This window comes from Ferruginibacter paludis (assembly GCF_030409685.1).
GTDB classification, from domain to species: Bacteria; Bacteroidota; Bacteroidia; order Chitinophagales; family Chitinophagaceae; genus Ferruginibacter; species Ferruginibacter paludis.
On the sequence record NZ_JAUFQJ010000024.1, the window covers coordinates 342,520 to 361,259 of the forward strand.

Annotated in this window: 16 protein-coding genes; 8 read left to right on the forward strand and 8 right to left on the reverse strand. The window is 40.6% G+C overall.

Annotated features, from left to right (window positions below; all coding sequences use genetic code 11):
- Positions 1 to 43: 43 nt before the first annotated feature.
- Entirely contained in the window at positions 44 to 943 is a 900-nt protein-coding gene (locus QWZ08_RS25920; protein WP_290340618.1) for a hydroxypyruvate isomerase family protein, read from the reverse strand.
- Between the two features lie 22 nt (positions 944 to 965).
- Positions 966 to 2,261: an MFS transporter gene (locus tag QWZ08_RS25925; protein WP_290340619.1), complete on the reverse strand. Its 1,296-nt coding sequence runs from the start codon at positions 2,259 to 2,261 to the stop codon at positions 966 to 968.
- Positions 2,262 to 2,620: 359 nt separating this feature from the next.
- Here QWZ08_RS25925 and QWZ08_RS25930 point away from each other — a divergent pair, with 359 nt between their 5' ends.
- The 5 genes from QWZ08_RS25930 to QWZ08_RS25950 all read left to right on the forward strand — a co-directional run bounded on the left by QWZ08_RS25930 (position 2,621) and on the right by QWZ08_RS25950 (position 6,877).
- Positions 2,621 to 3,787: a Gfo/Idh/MocA family protein gene (locus tag QWZ08_RS25930; protein WP_290340620.1), complete on the forward strand. Its 1,167-nt coding sequence runs from the start codon at positions 2,621 to 2,623 to the stop codon at positions 3,785 to 3,787.
- A gap of 114 nt (positions 3,788 to 3,901) precedes the next feature.
- The gene (locus QWZ08_RS25935) at positions 3,902 to 4,957 is read left to right on the forward strand and encodes a sugar phosphate isomerase/epimerase family protein (RefSeq protein ID WP_290340621.1); all 1,056 of its coding nucleotides are present in this window, start codon (positions 3,902 to 3,904) and stop codon (positions 4,955 to 4,957) included.
- A gap of 43 nt (positions 4,958 to 5,000) precedes the next feature.
- Entirely contained in the window at positions 5,001 to 5,414 is a 414-nt protein-coding gene (locus QWZ08_RS25940) for a c-type cytochrome (protein WP_290340622.1), read from the forward strand.
- 11 nt (positions 5,415 to 5,425) lie between these two features.
- Positions 5,426 to 6,112 (forward strand): 3-keto-disaccharide hydrolase, encoded by a 687-nt coding sequence (locus tag QWZ08_RS25945; protein WP_290340625.1) that lies wholly within the window; start codon positions 5,426 to 5,428, stop codon positions 6,110 to 6,112.
- 9 nt (positions 6,113 to 6,121) lie between these two features.
- On the forward strand, positions 6,122 to 6,877 hold the full coding sequence (locus QWZ08_RS25950) for a ThuA domain-containing protein (protein WP_290340626.1): 756 nt from the start codon (positions 6,122 to 6,124) through the stop codon (positions 6,875 to 6,877).
- A gap of 69 nt (positions 6,878 to 6,946) precedes the next feature.
- Here the strand turns inward: QWZ08_RS25950 and QWZ08_RS25955 are convergent, their stop codons facing one another.
- The 5 genes from QWZ08_RS25955 to QWZ08_RS25975 form a co-directional block, all read right to left on the reverse strand.
- Complete coding sequence (locus QWZ08_RS25955) at positions 6,947 to 7,717, reverse strand: 3-keto-disaccharide hydrolase (RefSeq protein WP_290340627.1); 771 nt, start codon at positions 7,715 to 7,717, stop codon at positions 6,947 to 6,949.
- Positions 7,718 to 7,766: 49 nt separating this feature from the next.
- A complete protein-coding gene (locus QWZ08_RS25960; RefSeq protein WP_290340628.1) occupies positions 7,767 to 8,561 on the reverse strand; it encodes an NIPSNAP family protein in 795 nt (264 codons plus the stop codon).
- Between the two features lie 155 nt (positions 8,562 to 8,716).
- Entirely contained in the window at positions 8,717 to 9,175 is a 459-nt protein-coding gene (locus tag QWZ08_RS25965) for a cyclic nucleotide-binding domain-containing protein (RefSeq protein ID WP_290340629.1), read from the reverse strand.
- A gap of 44 nt (positions 9,176 to 9,219) precedes the next feature.
- The gene (locus QWZ08_RS25970) at positions 9,220 to 11,976 is read right to left on the reverse strand and encodes an MFS transporter (protein ID WP_290340630.1); all 2,757 of its coding nucleotides are present in this window, start codon (positions 11,974 to 11,976) and stop codon (positions 9,220 to 9,222) included.
- A 9-nt stretch (positions 11,977 to 11,985) separates the two neighbouring features.
- On the reverse strand, positions 11,986 to 12,588 hold the full coding sequence (locus tag QWZ08_RS25975; protein WP_290340631.1) for an HD domain-containing protein: 603 nt from the start codon (positions 12,586 to 12,588) through the stop codon (positions 11,986 to 11,988).
- Positions 12,589 to 12,950: 362 nt separating this feature from the next.
- Between QWZ08_RS25975 and QWZ08_RS25980 the strand changes: the two genes are divergently transcribed.
- Together QWZ08_RS25980 and QWZ08_RS25985 are read left to right on the forward strand one after the other, a co-directional pair.
- Entirely contained in the window at positions 12,951 to 13,394 is a 444-nt protein-coding gene (locus tag QWZ08_RS25980; RefSeq protein ID WP_290340632.1) for an Hsp20/alpha crystallin family protein, read from the forward strand.
- 181 nt (positions 13,395 to 13,575) lie between these two features.
- On the forward strand, positions 13,576 to 14,235 hold the full coding sequence (locus tag QWZ08_RS25985; RefSeq protein WP_290340633.1) for a hypothetical protein: 660 nt from the start codon (positions 13,576 to 13,578) through the stop codon (positions 14,233 to 14,235).
- 41 nt (positions 14,236 to 14,276) lie between these two features.
- Here QWZ08_RS25985 and QWZ08_RS25990 read toward each other — a convergent pair whose 3' ends face one another.
- On the reverse strand, positions 14,277 to 15,359 hold the full coding sequence (locus QWZ08_RS25990; protein WP_290340635.1) for a baeRF3 domain-containing protein: 1,083 nt from the start codon (positions 15,357 to 15,359) through the stop codon (positions 14,277 to 14,279).
- Positions 15,360 to 16,163: 804 nt separating this feature from the next.
- Between QWZ08_RS25990 and QWZ08_RS25995 the strand changes: the two genes are divergently transcribed.
- The gene (locus tag QWZ08_RS25995; RefSeq protein ID WP_290340636.1) at positions 16,164 to 18,461 is read left to right on the forward strand and encodes a GH92 family glycosyl hydrolase; all 2,298 of its coding nucleotides are present in this window, start codon (positions 16,164 to 16,166) and stop codon (positions 18,459 to 18,461) included.
- Positions 18,462 to 18,740 lie beyond the last annotated feature (279 nt).

Below are 18,740 nucleotides of genomic sequence, written 5' to 3' on the forward strand. Positions count from 1 at the left end.
ATCAGAGTTTATGTATGAATTTTAATCCTGCTCCTGAAGCGTATTATACATCACAAATCAATACAGCCTTTTTTAAACTGGCCAGTTTGTCTTTATTTTCCTTTCCTGTTGGTATAAATTCCTGCGCTGTATATCCTTTAAAACCTGTTGCTACAATGGCTTTCATAATAGCGGGATAATATAATTCCTGTGTTTCATCAATTTCGTGCCTGCCTGGTACACCACCTGTATGATAGTGCCCGAAGTATTGATGGTTATCCTGTATGGTGCGGATCACATCACCTTCATCAATCTGCATATGATAAATATCGTACAGCAGTTTAAAATTCTCGCTGGCTAAACGCTTGCATAATTCAACACCCCAGGCAGATTTATCACACATATAATCTTTATGATCAATTTTACTGTTCAGCAGTTCCATCTGGATGGTAACGCCATTTTTTTCCGCCAGCGGCAAAATTTTCTGCAATCCTTCTACGCAATTTTTTAATCCTGTTTCATCGTCCATGCCGTTGCGGCTTCCGCTAAAACAAATTACGTCTGTGTAGCCCGCCTGCTTCATTAAAGGAATAACTTCTGTGTAATCTTTAATCAATTGTTCATGAAATTTTTTATCATTGAACCCGTTAGTTAAACTAACATTGCCCCCGTGATAACACATGGAACTATACAAACCATATTTCTTCAGCGTTGGCCAATCTTTGGGACCAATTAAGTCAATGGCACCAAAGCCAATTTCTTTTACCGCCTGGCATAATTCCTCCAGCGGTACAGATCCATAACACCATTGGCAAACAGAGTGGTTGATATTTCCTTTTAATTTCATGAGGCCTGTATCGTTTTTAGTTTCTGCAGCACATGCATTTAATATAGAAGACGCTCCCACAGCCACTGAACCTGCCAGCAGATTTTTTATAACTGCACGTCTGTTTTGTGTTGACATAAAGATAATTGTATAAGGTGATTTAATATGCAGGCTGAACCGCAACTTTTTTCTTTGAACGCATGTAGAAGAACAGACCGGCAAATGCAATAATTAATATAATAGGAATTACCAGGGTTACATTGATGATAGCGGGACCGGCAGCGGCTTTCGCATCGTTGAGTGCGGTAGCCATTGCGGGTGTTGCATCTGGTGCAGAATAAGCACTTACAGAAGCTCCGGCGGGTAACTTTTCAGCAACCAGCCTGTCATAATATCCACCCATAAAAATCATGTAAATAGAAACCGCAAACATGCCGGCGCCTCCCATCAGGTTCATGCCTACAGCTCCGGTCTTGGGTAAATTTTCAGAAACAAATCCAAGCATCGTTGGCCAGAAATAACAAACACCGATACCAAATATCAATGCACCAACAAATAGCATATTACCGGTTGAATGACCCAAAAGATATAAACCCAGTGCACCGAAAATAGCAGAAAACAATAACACACCAGAGGGCGAAAGGCGATGAACAACCGGACCTGCAAAAGCACGTCCCAGCACCATCACACCCGTTTCAATGGTCAATAAAAGCAAGGCGTTATCACTAACATTTTTTAACAATACATCAATCCACTGACCGGTGAATAATTCTGTAATGGCCGTACCGAACATCAAAATAATCATCAGGAAAAATAATGGATTGATCAATGCGCCATACATTTCAGAAGTGGATACGCCACTTGAAACCCTTTCGGTAACAGGAAAGTCCAGTTTACTAAACAGGTAACCATAAATGATAGTAGGAATAAGCATTACTGCAACCAGTATCTGCCAGTTGGCCATGTACAATGTGTCTGGAATGTGTACTCCAAAAAAACGAACGATCAATGTTCCAATTACAATTCCACCAGGAAACCACAAGTGAAAATAATTGAGCCGGGTAGTTTTATTTTCCGGATAAAGGCTTGCTACCAGAGGATTACAAGCGGCTTCAACCAGTCCGTTTCCAAGGCCAATTAATAAGGTAGAGAAAAAAAGTGTCCAGAAGCCGGTTGCGAAAACCGTTAATAAAATACCGGCCAAATGAAATATACCTGCACCTACCAATAACTTTTTCATCCCAATAATATCAACTATAAATCCGCCTATAATAATAGCCAGCGGAAAGCCCCAGAAAGCGGTACTTGTGATAATACCGGCATCTTCCTGGGTAAGTCCAAAACTATGTTTCCACGTGTCTAATAAGCCGGCCCTTATGCCGAAAGAAAGTGAGGTTACCAACAAAGCCATACAACTGGCTACAAATAATTTATTCCGCTGAATAGAGGCAGGCATAATCGTTAAGTTTTTTTTAAGCAATGAGTTGACAAGGTATGAATTTATCTAAATAAAAAATCGAATGGCTAATAAAAATATATCGTTTTGATATTTTACCCATATTTTATAAATATCGTCTCCCGCATTTCCGAAGCCCTTAAAATTAATTTTTAAGAAGATGAATTTTTAGCCTGATTGCCTTTTACCTTTAAGGCACCAAATCACTTTATTTTTAATTCAGGCAGCTGGTTATCTGTTAAAATAAAATGATAATTTAGCCTTCCCGAAAAAACGATATGTGTTGCATTTTTTACTCCATGTATTCATTTCAACAACGATGCTTTAAAAACAATCAACCACTTATAATTATAAACAACATGAACAGAAAACTACGGATGGGAATGATCGGTGGCGGCAAGGATGCTTTTATCGGCGCCATACACCGCTTCGCCTCTAACATGGACGGACTGATAGAACTGGCTGCCGGTGCACTGAGTATTAACCCGGATATTGCCCGAGAATCAGGTGAAATGCTCTTCTTACCAAAAGAAAGAACGTACCTGACTTACGATGAACTGATAAAAAAAGAAAGCGAACTGCCCGCCGATAAGCGGATTGATTTTGTAACCATCGTTACTCCCAACTTTGCACACTTTGCACCGGCCATGATGGCGCTTGACCATGGTTTTCATGTAGTAATAGAAAAACCCATTGCCTTTACTTTAGATGAAGCAAAACAACTGAAAGCCAAGGTAGAGGAAACCGGTCTTACGCTTTGTTTAACGCATACTTACTCCGGTTACCCGATGGTAAAGCAGGCAAAAGCCATGGTTGCAGAAGGTACTTTGGGAAAAATCAGAAAGGTATGGGTAGAATACCCGCAGGGATGGCTAAGTAAGTTGAGTGAGAGAGAAGGCAACGCACAGGCCGCGTGGAGAACTGACCCAAGCAAAAGCGGTAAGAGTGGTTGCATGGGCGATATCGGTACGCATGCAGCTCACCTGGCTGAATACATTACCGGCTTACAGATAACAAAAATATGTGCTGATCTAAGCATCCTCGTTGATGGCCGTGCACTGGATGATGATGGCAATGTATTGCTGAAATTCAGTAACGGTGCAGCCGGTGTTTTAATGGCATCGCAGGTTGCAGCCGGCGAAGAGAATGCTTTGAAAATAAGGGTGTATGGAGAGAAAGGTGGCTTAGAGTGGGCACAACACGAACCCAATACCCTGCTGGCAAAATGGCTTGATCAGCCAACACAGATTTTGAGGGCCGGCGGCAATTACCCGGGTCTTTCAAGCTTTGCAAAAAATAGTTGCCGTACGCCGGGCGGGCATCCGGAGGGTTACCTGGAAGCATTTGCCAACATCTACCGCAATTTTGCTCAAACATTATCTGCCAAAATTGATGGAACAACTCCTTCAAAAGAAGCACTGGATTTTCCATCAGTTGAAGATGGCATCAGGGGCATGGCATTTATAGATAACGTGGTAGCATCATCCCAGTCTGATAAAAAATGGTACGATCACATAGTAAATTAATTCTCTGCTAATTTTTCTCACAAAGAACAAAGAGAAGACCACGGCCACAGCGTTCCAAAAGCTTTGTGTACTTTGTTTCCGTTGCGTTCGTTGTGTGGAATAAAATAAAAAATTATGACAACAGTAAAAGGGCCCGGAATTTTTTTAGCGCAATTTATGGGAGATGCAGCTCCGTTTAATTCGCTGGAAAGCATTTGTAAATGGGCAAAAAGTATTGGCTTTGTAGGCGTACAAATTCCCAGCTGGGATGGCCGCCTTATTGACCTGCAGAAAGCTGCTGAAAGCAAAACATACTGTGATGAAATAAAAGGAATCATCAACGGCTGCGGACTGGAAATAACCGAATTGTCCAGCCATTTACAAGGCCAGCTGGTAGCAGTAAATCCTGCGTACGACGCCCTGTTTGATGGCTTTGCGCCGGAAGCTTACCGCAATAATCCAAAAGCAAGAACAGAATGGGCTGTGCAACAATTAAAGTACGCCGCCATTGCTTCTAAAAACCTGGGATTGAGTGCCCATGCTACTTTCAGCGGTGCTTTGTTATGGCATACAGTATATCCCTGGCCGCAGCGCCCGGCCGGCCTGGTAGAAACCGGTTTTAACGAACTGGCAAAAAGATGGTTGCCCATATTGAATCATTTTGATGAACACGGCGTTGATCTCTGTTACGAAATTCATCCCGGTGAAGATTTACATGACGGCGTGAGTTATGAAATGTTTCTTGAAAAAGTAAACAATCATTCAAGGGCTTGCCTGTTGTATGATCCGTCGCATTTTGTTCTGCAATGCCTTGATTATTTAACCTACATAGATTACTACCACGAGCGCATAAAAATGTTCCATGTAAAGGATGCTGAGTTTAACCCGACCGGCAAACAAGGTGTTTATGGTGGTTACCAAAACTGGATCGACCGGGCAGGACGTTTCCGTTCGCTGGGAGATGGCCAGGTTGATTTTAAAGGCATCTTTAGTAAACTGGCTGGCTACGATTACAAAGGCTGGGCAGTAATGGAATGGGAATGCGCCATCAAGCATCCGGAAGAAGGCGCAAAAGAAGGATCAGTATTTATTAAAGACCATATCATCCGGGTTACAGAACGGGCGTTCGACGATTTTGCCAACACTGGCAGCAACGAAAAATTTAACCGCACTGTTTTAGGATTAGAGTAGTAATTTTATCATTCAAAAATTTATTAAAAAAAAGCATATTCACATGAAGAAAATTATCACAATTTGTTTACTGACCGCTGGCTTTTACGCCTGCAATAATGGTGGAGGAACTGAGACGAAAACTACAACAGCAACAACCGAACCTGCTGCTGACACTAAGACTACTGCCAAGACGGATGTTACAGATAGTCCGGATTTTGTAAAAGGGCTTGAACTGGTTAACAACAATGATTGTAAAACCTGCCATAAAGTAGATGAAAAATTAATTGGCCCGGCCTTCAGGGATGTTGCCAATAAATACCCAAACAATCCTTCTACACTGGATACGCTTGCTCATAAAATTATCAAAGGCGGCCAGGGCAATTGGGGTTCTATTCCAATGGCAGCACATGATAAATTATCTGTGGAAGATGCGACTGCAATGGCTAAATATGTTTTATTGCTAAAAAATAATTAAACCAATTGCACATGAAAATATTATTAATTTCCCTGTTGTCTTTTTTTATGGGGACTGCAAAAATCAATACTGCGGGTAATAACCAGGGCGGCTGGAAAATGCTGTTTGATGGCAAAACAACAAAAGGATGGCATACATACGGTAAGGATGCGGTAAACGATCGCTGGAAAGTGGCTGATGGCACACTTTATATTGACAATACTATTAAAGATGGCGGCGATATTGTAACAGACGGTGAATACGACAACTTCGATTTAAAATTGGAATGGAAGATTTCTAAAAATGGCAACAGCGGCATTATTTTCAATGTTCACGAAGACCCGACAAAATACGACGAGACTTATAAAACCGGTCCCGAAGTACAGGTATTGGACAATGAAGGCCATCCTGACGGCAAAATTCTGAAACACCGTGCAGGCGATTTATATGATCTGATTAAAAGTTCTTCAGAGCCTGTTAAAGCACCCGGCGAATGGAATGCAGTAGAAATTATCAGCAATAAAGGCAAACTCCAAATTTTTGTAAACAGTGTAAATGTAGTAACTACTACCATGTGGGATGACAACTGGAAACAATTGATTGCAGGAAGCAAATTTAAAAACATGCCTGATTTTGGTACTTTTAAAAAAGGTAGAATTGCTTTGCAGGATCACGGTAACGCTGTTTGGTACCGAAACATTAAAATTAAACAACTATAAAAAAATACCATGACGCCTGCCATTAAAATTGCCCGTAATCTTTTTTTGCTGTGCTGCTGCATAGCTGCGGTTTCTTTCACCTTTAAAAACACTATTACTGCAAAGGTAGAAAAAGACAAGATCCTGGTTTTTTCAAAGACCAATGGGTACCGGCACGAAAGTATTGAAACCGGTATTGAAGCCATTAAAAAGCTGGGCGCCGCCAACAACTTTGATGTAGATGCAACAGAAGATTCAACTTACCTGAATGATGCCAACTTCAAAAAATACAAAGCCGTTGTTTTTTTATGTACTACTGGTACCGTGCTGGGTAAGCCTGAAGAACAGGCATTGCAAAATTACATTCACAACGGTGGTGGCTTTGTTGGAGTACATGCTGCAACTGATTGCGAATATGATTTTGCCTGGTATGATAAAATGATTGGAGCCAATTTTCTTTCTCATCCGAGGCAGCAGGAAGCCAAACTGATAGTGGTTGACAACACTCACGCATCTACCAAACACCTGCCTGCCACCTGGGTTAGAAAAGATGAATGGTATAATTTTAAAAACATGAACCCGGATGTTAAAGTGTTGATTAAGATTGATGAGACAAGTTACGAGGGTGGTAAAAATGGCGATAATCATCCAATGGCCTGGTACCAGCCGTTTGAAGGAGGAAGAGTTTTTTATACAGAACTCGGTCATACTATCGAATCTTATACGGAGAAGAATTACCTGCAACATTTGTTGGGCGGTATTCAATATGCAATGGGTAAAAAATAAAAAAATCATCAAATGGAAAGAGGTAGTCCGCAAGACTACCTCTTTTTTATTTAGCAACAACTTTGACTTTTACAATTCTCTTACCCAAATATTACGGAAGCTGATTGGTTCGCTTTTATCGCCATGAGCCTGCAGTTTAATGGGTGCCGGGCCATGCTTTTTATAATAAGGCGCTCCGATATATCTGGTCTCTCCTTTTAACTCATAATTGTTCTGCACTAACACGCCATTGTGCATGGCTGTAACACGCGCCGGAGTTTTTATTGTTCCGTCATCATTAAAACGGGGAGCAGTCCAGATTATATCATAGGCCTGCCATTCGCCAGGCTTTTTACATGCATTGGCTAATGGGATAGATTGCTTGTAAATGCTGCCGGTTTGGCCGTTTACGTAAGTAGAATTATTATAGCAATCCAGGATCTGGATTTCATATCCATCATCACCGCGGCCAGTGCTGGCTAAAAAAATACCGCTGTTTCCGCGGGCTTGTCCTTCGCCGGTAATGTTGGCCGGTATGCGCCATTCAATATGCAACTGGTAATCGGTAAACGATTTTTTCGTTTGAATATTACCAGTTCCTTTTTTAACTGTCAAGATATTTTTCGCAACGGTCCAGGCAGCGGCTTTAGTTGTATCATTTGTAGACGTCCATTCATCCAGGTTTTTACCATTAAATAACACGATGGCATCGGAGGGCGCATCGGCAGCAGTTTTACCCGGTGTTATTACTTTCGGAACGGGGCTGTAAAATTCAGTTGCTTTTGGGTCGCCCTGTTGTGCGAAGGAAACTGTTGTAATAGCTGCTGCACTCAACAGCATCCATGTCTTTTTTAATTTCATGTGGCAATTTTAAATGGTGTTGCTTTAATTAATTTGAAAACTACGGTGATTAATAATCTGAAAAATCAGTAGGATTAAGAAAAAAGATATCGGCTTTAGAAACTGTATTCAGGTACTCCGGCATAGCAGAAATTCTTTTCCAAACACTGTCACTGCCAAAGTTTTTCCAGTGTTCGTCCCTTTCAGCCATATTGTTGAATGTAGTCATATACATCAGGTTGGGCATGTGGCTGCCGCTTAACACTTCAGCATAAAAAACAGCATTAAAATTCAGGCGGTCAAAGAGTGTTACTTCTCCCCCATCATTAAACATTTTTACTTTCTGACGATACAATCTTTCAGTGGGGCCTTCATAGCTGCGCAGTTCATAAATTCTCTCTGTTAATGGCGCCGTTAAGGATGGCTTTTTCATATGGAGCATGTCTTTAAACGCTTTCAGCAAAGCAGTTTCCATTCTTTCAAAAGGCATTTTATCATGCGCCGCATTGGTGTAGGCAGAAGTATCATTTTTTATGAGTGACCCTGCTGTCAGTGAATTCATCAATGCCTCATATTTCTGTAATGATGCAAAAGGTATCAATACATACAAACGTTTATCAGCAGCGGTGTCATTGTTAACACTGGTAAATACACCAATATTGTTTAATCCGCTTTTATGCAGGGCTGGCAGGTAGGTACTTTTAAGATAAGCACTCGTTACGGCAAGTTGATCTGCTGTTTTACAGTGATATATTGTAAGTTGATAATACTCACCCACGGGATCTTTCGAGGCGGGTGTAAAACTGCTGTTCAGTAAAAGAAAGGCAAGTAAAAATGTTACGGGAAGCAATGATTGTTTTTTCATGTGTTGAATAAAGTGGTTGTTAATGAATGAATAAAAAAGGAAAGGTATGTTTAAATTCCGATGTTCATTTGATGGATAATGGGTACAATTTGCTGAAAAAATGTTAACTCAATTAAGGTATATAAAAGATTACGACATGATGTGAATTAAAAAAATCAACTGCCACGCAAAGCAGTTTTATCATTGAGTGCTCTTAACCGTTTGCACAAAATTTTAATGAAGCCCATAGCCACTTCGGGCCTTGCTTCAATCAGTTCGTAAAAGGGCTCCTGGTCAATTTTAAAAAGAAGACAATCTGTTTTTGCAGTTGCTGAAGCACTTCTTGTTTCCGCATCCAGCAATGACAATTCACCAAACACTTCCTTTTCCTGCAATATAGCCAGGCTGGTTTTGCCTTTATGAATCTCAATTTCGCCACTGAAAATAATATACATACAATCGCCTGTTTCCCCTTCCTGAAAAATTTGTGTTCCTTTTTCCACTTCTTCCTGTTGCATCAACGGCGCCAGTTCTGCCAAAATAGTTTCAGGCGTTTCACTGAAAATACTCAATGATTTTAACAGCAATACTTTTTCAATAAGTAATAAACCCTGGCTGCCCGCAGATGTTGACATACAATAAAATTTAAATTTTCATTTATAAATATAGACTGATAAAATTACGAAGTTAGTTTAACAAACAAAGCTGTTTCACGCAGTAATATATTTTCAGCAAGGGCATATTTTTCCACCAGTGTTCTACCAACGTTGTGCTGTTGTTGCCCGGCTGTATAAAGCGAACAGGCCATTGTCCAATAGTGATACGACCATGTTTCATCAGCCAGGATATTGATCAGTACCTGCTCTACCTTTTTAAAAAAGGGATCAGGATATAATTCATGTAACTCTGCCATCCTGTTGGCAATTTCACCCGGTTCATTGATCACATTAAAATGCAGGGCCAAATCTTTGCGTACAAGCATTTCAATAATTTCAAGCGCATTCAGAATGTTTATTTTTTTGCCCGTATTATAGGCTGTTCTTACTTTACTTATTTTTTCCCGGTCGTACAATACGGCAAAAATATTGAGCAAAGCATCCCGCAGATCGCACAATTCAATTTGCATGGCGTTAATCAATACCTGGTATTTATCTTTATTCTGCAGTAATACATTTTGCATATATACAATGGCAGCGCTGTGCGCTAATAATTCCCTCGCAATACCTTCAAGGTAAATTTTAGGTCCTCTATCCGTACTATAATGGCTTCTGAATAAAGCCTTCGCAATGGGTTTATACAGTTCCTTTTTATTGGTGAGCAGCCCAATAAGCAATTCATGTGCTTTGCTGCCACTAATCCGGCCTGCAAGGTAAATCAGCTTTTCCTGCAGTAACTGCGGCGTATTTTTATCGGCAATGGTAGATTTTATGAAAGGCAGCGCATTTTCACCAGCCAAAAAAAGTGACTGTAATGCCACCGGCTCATCAGTTGCCAGGTGTGCAATAATTTGATCAAGCAATAAAGAATCCCGGGTTTTACCTGCAGCCATCAGCACAGCTTTACGAACTGCATTATCTGCTTCGGGAAGCATTTGCAAAATTCGCCAGCCGCTGTTATACTGATGCAGGTTTGCTAAAATACCCGCAGCATTTATTCTGTCCGCAGGCAGCGCTGAATGTACCAATTGCTGCAGGCAGGCGCCTGCAGTTTCCTTCGCGATGCCATCCCCGTAATTGATAAGCCCTGTAATGGCTGCTGTTTTAATTGAAGCATCAACATCATTGAGGTATGGTAATACCAGCTGATAATCCACACCAGTTTTACAAAGTGTTTGCAGGGCGGATGCTTTAACGTTACCGCTGTTACTTGCCAGCACCTGTAATAAAATATCTTTTTCGACCGGAATATTTTTTTGCTGAATTAACTGAATTGCAGCCGTCTTTATTTTTTCGGAAGCGTGCTGCAGTGAACTCACCACGAGTTCATTAAACAAAACACTTTTGGTAGCATCCAGCATTTTTAAAATATTGATTACTTCCATCTCGGTGCCAGAAACAACTTTTTCTTTTACCCATTTTACGGTATCACTGTCATCGATGGAAAAATTTTGCAGGTTAAAATAATTGCTGCTGATGGTATTAATGATGGTTTTAAGATATTCTTTATTTACCCTGTAATTACCGATTATCCATAAAATGCCCAGTGCCAGCAGGATGTAGTAAATGTTGGTTAAATCGGCATGTGGCTGATATTGGATTAGTACCAGCAAAAGCAGACCGGTAAAAAGTGATGCAAAAGGATCCATAATCCCCTTCAGTATATTATGTGCCCGCAGTCTTTCATGCGTAGGCAGTGGTTGCATAATAGTAATAAAAACGGGCGTACTGATGGCGGAGCGTAAAATGTCTATTGCAATGGCGGTAGCACCAAATAGATAAAATATAATTTTTTCATTGCCAGGCATGGTACGCACAATTAAAACCATTATAATCATCAGAATCATTATCACAGGCGTTATCATCAAGGACTTAATAATGCCCAACCTGCTGATGAGCCTACCGGTCAACACTGTCTTTACGCCCATGGCAATTATTCTGCTTACAGCCATAAAAAGCGCAATGAAGCGGGCAAGTGATATATCATCTTTGTAAGCCTCCTTTATACCGGCATAAAAAGCATAATTAATAATTATAAAACAGGCAGAAACAATGATCGTAATAATTGCAAGGCGACGGATAAGCGTATTGCCGGCAAAGTTTTCTGCCAGCGTGGTTATTTTATGATCACTGTGTTTCTGATGTCCGTGGTTAGCGTGATTGTGCTCAAGCAGGTTGGCCGATTTTTTTATACTGATTAAGAAGGGCACGGATGCCAGCATGCACAATACACCTGCCCATAATAAATTAATAGTACCGATATACTCAACCGTTAACAATGCAAGTGTATAGCCGATGAATTTTGCCGGTATATCGCCCGCGCTGATTACACTAAACAGACGCTTACTTTGGCGTACATCAAACAGTACTGCCGCAAGGCCCCAAAACTCCAGGTTGTTCAACAGGTATAATACATTAAACCAGGCCAGCATTCCATACAAAAACCATTCGCCATTGCCATAGGCAAAGGCTAACCTGAAAAGCAACATAGATACCGCAATAAAAACCGTAACAATAATGGCCAGCTTGCCAATCTCATATTTGTGCTCCAACCTGGAATAAAAAAATCCGGTAACCCACAACAATGCAGAAGAATAAATAAAGACATAAGGCAATTTTGTAATGCCCACTTCATGAAGAAACAATGTAAAAGATGCGGTAAAGAAAAAAGCAATGCCGGCACCCTGCATAAACTGCATTATAAAAAGCTTTTTTACCAGCCACCATTCATTCGGCCTTATATTGAGCGCATTTAACCAATACCCGTTTTTTTTCGACATAATGAAAGCTTAAACCTGACCCGTTTTTTTATTTTTATCCAACACTAGTTTTTGTATGTGCGCCCATTGAACAGGCGAACGGCTTTGTCTTGAAGACTGTGTAAAATAAGTATGTGATTGCAGGAAATGCACCTGTCGCTCTTCCCATTCTTTTTTATTATTTGCAATTTTATAGGCCAGTACTTCTTTGCATAGGTTGCTGCTGATTAAAAAAAAGTCATCCCTTCCCAGGTAATCTAAATCGGCATCGCAAATAATTTTTTGCAAAAGACCATCAGGTGACTGCGGCATTTTAGTGGCCATAATCAACCTGCAAATATTGTCGATAGAATGCGCCCCTATCCCAAAAGCAGGCAGTTCTTCCCGCGCCATTTCACAACCCATTTCTTCGTGACCGTTATACACAAATAAAAAACCGGCATCATGGTAAATGGCAGCAATGTGCAATTCAGTTAAAGTTTGTTCATCTGTAACGCCTTCTGCTCTTGCTATTGCCTGGCATTCCCTGATCACATCTATAGTGTGTGCCACATTGTGATACGTGAGTTCCGCAGAGAGTTCTTTTTTTAAACGTGTTAATACCTGGTATTCGATAATATTTACATTTACCATGGACGATAATATTAGGATAAAATCAGTACAGTTGCTGAAATGGTTAAAAAGTCTCTCTAAAATTAAGGTTAAACTACAAATATACTTGGTATAGGGTTTCCAAAAATGGGCGAGTGCCCCTGCTTAACAAATAAAAACTCCGTATTTTCTTTGGAAAATGGAGCCCATAAAAGTCTGCTGGTTGAAACATTCTAAATGGGATCTATAAAATACGGAACTACTTTCTACCGGGGCTTTTAAACCGATGGACTGTCTGACCAAACTCAGCATTTTCACTGACCATCGTCTTTGCTTTTGCCTTGTGTGCTGTCTATTTTTGTCAGGTAAACAATCAATAAAAATTTAAAAAAAAGGAGGCTTTTATGGCAACGCAAACATTGGCAAAGATCAGCAATGATATGCCGACAATTTTCGATGATTTCTTTAAACCCTGGAACGAATGGTTTGATGGCGGTAGTACCTGGGGAAGAACCCTGAAGGTACCGGCTGTAAATATTGTTGAACAGAAAGATAAATACGAAGTATCGCTGGCCGCACCTGGTTTAAAAAAAGATGATTTTAAAATAGATGTTGATGGCAACATGCTCACCATTAGCAGCGAAAAAGAAGAAAACAAAGAGAACAAGGACGAAAGATGCACCCGCAAAGAATACAGCTACTCCTCTTTCAGCCGCAGTTTTAATTTGCCTGAAGAAATTAACCAGGAAAAAATTGTTGCGAAGTATGAAGACGGCGTATTAAAAATATCGCTGCCCCGCAAGGAAGAAACAAAAAAAATTTCAGCAAAACACATCAATGTAAATTAATTATTGCTATCTGCATTCTCAGCCCCGCCTTTAATGGGCGGGGTATTTTATAAACTGGTATTTGTGTTGAAAACCCGCCCTGCCAGCAGTATATGATCTTAATTGCTCTTTGCATTGACAGCAATCATTTTTACAGCCCTGATTTATATGTACTTTGACAACAAGATAAAATAATGGCAATATGAAAAAATATAAATGGATCAGCCTGGTGCTGATAGCGCTTTTGACGGGTTGTTCTTCCACTTCTAAAATCACCAGTTCCTGGAAGGCGCCGGATATTCAGGTGAGGAAATATAACAAGATCATGGTACTTGCTCTTATCAATGAAAAAGATCGTACGCTGCAGGAAAATATGGAAAAACACATGGTAGGTGATTTGGAAAATCTGGGATACAATGCCATCTCTTCATTGCAGGAATACGGACCTAAGGCTTTCGACAAAATGGACGAAAATACCGCCATTGATAAATTAAAGAATACAGGCGTGGATGCTGTAATCACAATTGTGTTACTTGATAAACGAAAAGAAAGGAAATATGTCCCGGGAACTATGTATTACTCACCATACGGTTTTTATTACAGCCGTTTTTGGGGCTATAGAAGTGCGTTGTATAACCGCATATACGAACCCGGCTATTACGTTATTGATACCAAAGACTTTTGGGAAAGCAATGTGTACGACATGCCTGGTCAGAAATTAGTGTATTCTGTTCAAACGCAGTCATTTGATCCGGGCAGTTCAGAAAGCTTAGCACATGAATACGGCAGGTTAATTGTTAAGGATATGGTGAAGAACGATATTTTAACGGATCAGCACAAAAACGTTGCATCAAACGAATAGCTCCACTCTAATAAAAAACGCTTCGCTGCAAGATGATTAATTTAATCAGCCTGTATCAGTACAATATGTCCGTAGGCTGCCAACAAATTGTCTTCCACAAACTCAATATCGCCGCCATTTTCAAAAACCTTTTCTATAATTTCATCCACTGTGTTTTTTATATAGGAAGAGGGATGGTAACGTTCCATTATATGCAGCAGAATTTCTTCACCCGTATCCTGTTGGTTGGGATAAGGATAACTTTTTTCAACAAGCAGCAGGCTACCTTTGTGGTGTATGGCGTTTTTCCACACATTTTTTATGCCAGCCACCAATCGCCTATCCCTGACAGCCTTTTCCAAACGGCAGGCGATATATTTGTCCTGAATTGATTTCCAGTCTGCAATATGCCCCGTAATCTTTTTTTGGATCTCCTGAACGGTAGCATCTGCAACTTCTTCGTAAATGTAACCAACAACCGGATGGCCTCCCCTGGATACAGTCCTAAACTGATTTAATAATTCTTCCTTCCCCAGAATAAACAGGGGTAAAGGATAAGCCTTTAATATAATGCCAAGCGCATTGTGTGCATGCTGCAAAAAATGATCAAGCATTGACTGTTTAACATGTTCCAAATCTGCTGCGGTTTCGTTTTTATTATAAGTAGGTAGCGGCTTTGGCGTGGTGGTAACAATCCTTATTAAACTTCCATTATTACCGCGATAGATACGGCTTTCTTTATTGGTAAGCAGCATAACAAGAAAAGAAGGCTCCTTCTTTTTGTGGTGTACCAATTCCCGTATATCAAAAGCGCCGTCAATCGTTACTTTTTCCTGTACATCTATTTCCAGGTAAATTACTTTTTCAAAAACAGGCGACAAATAAATGGCGATACTTTTTTTATGGGTATTATAATTCAGCCCGGCAATTAATGTTCGCAATTTATCTATCATCAGCATGGCAGTATCCCCATTGTATTTATCCAGCAACTGCTGCTCTACCCTACATTCTATTGTATTTAATTTCTCCGCCAGTTTCGATTTCAATACCATTTTGGGGTCAAACGACATCTGTATTGAAATTACGGGATGATAGTGCATATCTGCCGCTATATTATCTGCCGAAGATTGAAGGACTGTTTTCATCGCAAGCACACTTTAGAAGGTTAAAATAGTTTCCAGCTACAGGCACTTAAAATAAAAACTGCGTCAGGAACTATATCACTGATGGCACAAACTACATACCACAAAGCATATTTTGGGAGAAGCAAAATGTTAATTAATATCAGGGATTAAAGGGGATTTATCCGAATAAAAAATGCCCTCTATAAAAGGGCATTCTTAATATATTCAAGTTGGTTTAGATCCGTTTTGATAACACACATTGCTTACAATGCGATTTTCAAGGCGGGACAATGGGCTTTTTTTTAGTAGGATATTAAATTACTCGCTGGTCTTTTTCTAGTTAATCGGATGTTGGTCTTTAATCAGGGTATCGGATAATCGGTGTTGCTGGTTTTTTAGTAAATTGGTCTTGGTCGTTCGTCAGGATATTGTTATTCGTTTATTGGTTTTCAGGAGCTGGTTTTTTCTTTTAAAATAATTGGATGTTGATTGGTTATTCGGATTCGGTTTGTTTCGTCAGGATATTAAAATTTAAAACCGGTTGTTGAAAGTTGGTACGTTGCCCGCTTTCTGATGTAAAAATGCACCGAATACCTGCACAGATTTTTATTTTTCGCTTAATGATGATTTAATTTCGATGAACGCAACAAAATGTTCGATTTGGAAAAAGGTTTTCGTATGATTGCATCCGATTGTGTTGCCGGCTGTAGGTTTATTTGTTTAAATACACTTCGGACCATTTAATATAACGACCTGCTTAAAGCAGGCCATCACAAATAACTAAACATCTATTCTAATAACTAAACATCTATTCTAAGCATTAGTATGAAAAAAATCAGCGTTCTTTCCCTTTGCCTTTTATCTGTCTACTGGACGTCGTTTGCGCAGCAACAGACTAAGCACAAGCAGGCAGTCGATTATGTAAACCCTTTAATAGGTACGCCCTACGCCGGTTTTAAGAAAGGGCTGGATGGCGGTGGCACAGTGCCTGCCGTCGGTACACCTTACGCCATGACGAATTTCCTGGCACAAACCGCCGAGCCAAAAATGGGTCTCAATGCCTATGTGTATGAAGAAAAAAACATCATGGGTTTCCTGGCTTCTCATCAGCCAACGGTGTGGATGGGCGATTATGGTTACGTTTCTGTAATGCCTCAACTTGGTGAGTTAAAATTATTACCCAAAGAAAGGGCCCTGGCATTTGAACACAGTGATGAAGTATCGCACCCCTTTTATTATTCGGTGTTGCTGAATGCAGGCAACAATCAAAAAATAAAAGGAGAAATTGCCGCTGCTTCAAGGGCCGCTATTTTTCAATTTACTTTCCCTGCATCAGAGCAAGCCCGTTTTATCATTCAGGGCATTGATTTAAATCCGGAACTGGCAGATCCTTCCAACGATTATGGCCCAAGGATGAAATCGATCAAAGGCTATGTAAAAATTGATACCGTTAAAAATGAAATCACCGGCTATAATCCCGACCGGATGTCAGCACAGATCGGGCCTGATATGCCAAACTTTAAAGGTTACTTTGTTATTCAGTGTAATAAAAAAATTGCGTCATTTGGCACCTGGGATAATGCTACTGTGAGTCCATCTTCGCTTGAACAACTGGGCACAAGAATGGGTGCTTATATTAATTTCAAAACCAAAGCGAACGAAAAAATTGAATTGCGCATTGGCACTTCTTTTATAAGCCTGGAGCAGGCAAGAGTCAATATGGCCAAAGAAATTGCGGGCCGCAGTTTTGCGCAACTGGTTACAGCAACCCGCAACACCTGGCAAAAAAACCTGGAGTGCATGCAGCCGGAAGGCATTTCGGAAGACCAGAAATCGATTTTCTATACCGCACTTTTTCATACCATGCAATTCCCGAGGGAGATGTCGGAATATGGAAAATATTACAGCGGTTTTGATGATCAAATTCACACAGGAAGTTCGTACACCGATTACTCTTTATGGGATACGTATCGTGCCCTGCATCCTTTATTAATCTTTTCTCAGCCGGACCGTGTCAACGGAATGATCACCGCCATGTTACAGATGTATAGAGAAGGTGGCCGTTTACCAATGTGGCCCAATCCTGCTGAAACAAATATCATGATCAGTACACATGCCGATGCTGTGATTGCGGATGCGTATGTAAAAGGAGTGCGTGGTTATGATACCAAACTCGCGTACGAGGCCTTGCTGAAAGATGCCATGGTACCGCCAGACAATGATACCAGCCTAGCCTATGGCGACCGTGACCTGTGGACGGGCTATGAAGCAAGGGCCGGTCTTACTGCTTTCAACAGCATTGGATATGTACCTTTCGGAAAAACAGCCGAGTCTGTTTCCCGTACCATTGAATATTCATCGGATAATTATTCCGTGGCGCAGATGGCTAAAGCGATGGGCAAGGCAAGCGATTACAACAAAATTTTAGCGTGGAGTAAAAACTATAAAAACCTGTACGATTCAACAACCGGTTTCCTGATCCCCAAATTAGCGGACGGTACATTTGTACTATTCAATCCAAAAAATAAACTGGGCAGGCAGGACGGTTTTACAGAAGGCGATCAATGGACCTATTTGTTTGGTGCTATGCAGGATATTCCGGGTATGATTGATATGATGGGTGGCAGGGAAAAATTCATTGCCAAACTGGATGAAAATTTTAACGGTAACCATTACCGGCATGACAATGAACCGGGCCACCACTACAGTTACCTGTATGATTATTGTGGTGAACCCTGGAAAACGCAGGAACTGATAAGAAAGCACACCACAGAAAATTACCGCAACGAACCGCTCGGCATCAATGGCAACGAGGATTGCGGGCAAATGGCCGCCTGGTATATTTTTGGGGTGATGGGCTTTTACCCGGTAACACCTGCCTCAGGCATTTATGCCATGGGCGCACCGCAGTTTCCAAAATTAGTGTTGAAATATAAAGCCAGCAATCAGCCAAAAAAATTTACCGTTATTGCCAACAAACTCTCTGCTGAAAACAAATACATTCAAAGTGTACAATTGGATGGCAAATCATTAGATCATCCTTTCATTACGCATACCAGTATTATCAACGGCCACCAACTGGTTTTTGAAATGGGGCCTCAGCCGAATAAAAACTGGAAGTAGAAACTTTTAATAGGCAGTCACCTAAAACAGCAGGCATTATCATTATCAGGTAAACCACGATGTTTAAAAAGACGAAGGAGGCATAAAGCCCGCGCATAAAAAAATGCCCCGTTTAAAGGGGCATTTTAAATATATTCAAGTTGGCTTTTGATCCGTTTTGATGGCAGCATTGGTTACAATGCGTTTTTCAAGGCGGGACAGTGGTCTTTTTTTAGTAGGATATTAAATACTCGTTGGTCTCTTTTAGTTAATCGGATGTTGGTCTTTAATCAGGGTATC

Bases quoted from the DNA above. Each gene is read 5' to 3' on its own strand.
- QWZ08_RS25965 (WP_290340629.1), bottom strand. From the start codon at position 9,175: ATGTCAACATCTGCGGGCAGCCAGGGTTTATTACTTATTGAAAAAGTA.
- QWZ08_RS25935 (WP_290340621.1), top strand. From the start codon at position 3,902: ATGACAACAGTAAAAGGGCCCGGAATTTTTTTAGCGCAATTTATGGGA.
- QWZ08_RS25975 (WP_290340631.1), bottom strand. From the start codon at position 12,588: ATGGTAAATGTAAATATTATCGAATACCAGGTATTAACACGTTTAAAA.
- QWZ08_RS25985 (WP_290340633.1), top strand. From the start codon at position 13,576: ATGAAAAAATATAAATGGATCAGCCTGGTGCTGATAGCGCTTTTGACG.
- QWZ08_RS25960 (WP_290340628.1), bottom strand. From the start codon at position 8,561: ATGAAAAAACAATCATTGCTTCCCGTAACATTTTTACTTGCCTTTCTT.
- QWZ08_RS25950 (WP_290340626.1), top strand. From the start codon at position 6,122: ATGACGCCTGCCATTAAAATTGCCCGTAATCTTTTTTTGCTGTGCTGC.
- QWZ08_RS25980 (WP_290340632.1), top strand. From the start codon at position 12,951: ATGGCAACGCAAACATTGGCAAAGATCAGCAATGATATGCCGACAATT.
- QWZ08_RS25955 (WP_290340627.1), bottom strand. From the start codon at position 7,717: ATGAAATTAAAAAAGACATGGATGCTGTTGAGTGCAGCAGCTATTACA.
- QWZ08_RS25970 (WP_290340630.1), bottom strand. From the start codon at position 11,976: ATGTCGAAAAAAAACGGGTATTGGTTAAATGCGCTCAATATAAGGCCG.
- QWZ08_RS25945 (WP_290340625.1), top strand. From the start codon at position 5,426: ATGAAAATATTATTAATTTCCCTGTTGTCTTTTTTTATGGGGACTGCA.
- QWZ08_RS25925 (WP_290340619.1), bottom strand. From the start codon at position 2,261: ATGCCTGCCTCTATTCAGCGGAATAAATTATTTGTAGCCAGTTGTATG.
- QWZ08_RS25940 (WP_290340622.1), top strand. From the start codon at position 5,001: ATGAAGAAAATTATCACAATTTGTTTACTGACCGCTGGCTTTTACGCC.
- QWZ08_RS25930 (WP_290340620.1), top strand. From the start codon at position 2,621: ATGAACAGAAAACTACGGATGGGAATGATCGGTGGCGGCAAGGATGCT.
- QWZ08_RS25920 (WP_290340618.1), bottom strand. From the start codon at position 943: ATGTCAACACAAAACAGACGTGCAGTTATAAAAAATCTGCTGGCAGGT.
- QWZ08_RS25990 (WP_290340635.1), bottom strand. From the start codon at position 15,359: ATGAAAACAGTCCTTCAATCTTCGGCAGATAATATAGCGGCAGATATG.
- QWZ08_RS25995 (WP_290340636.1), top strand. From the start codon at position 16,164: ATGAAAAAAATCAGCGTTCTTTCCCTTTGCCTTTTATCTGTCTACTGG.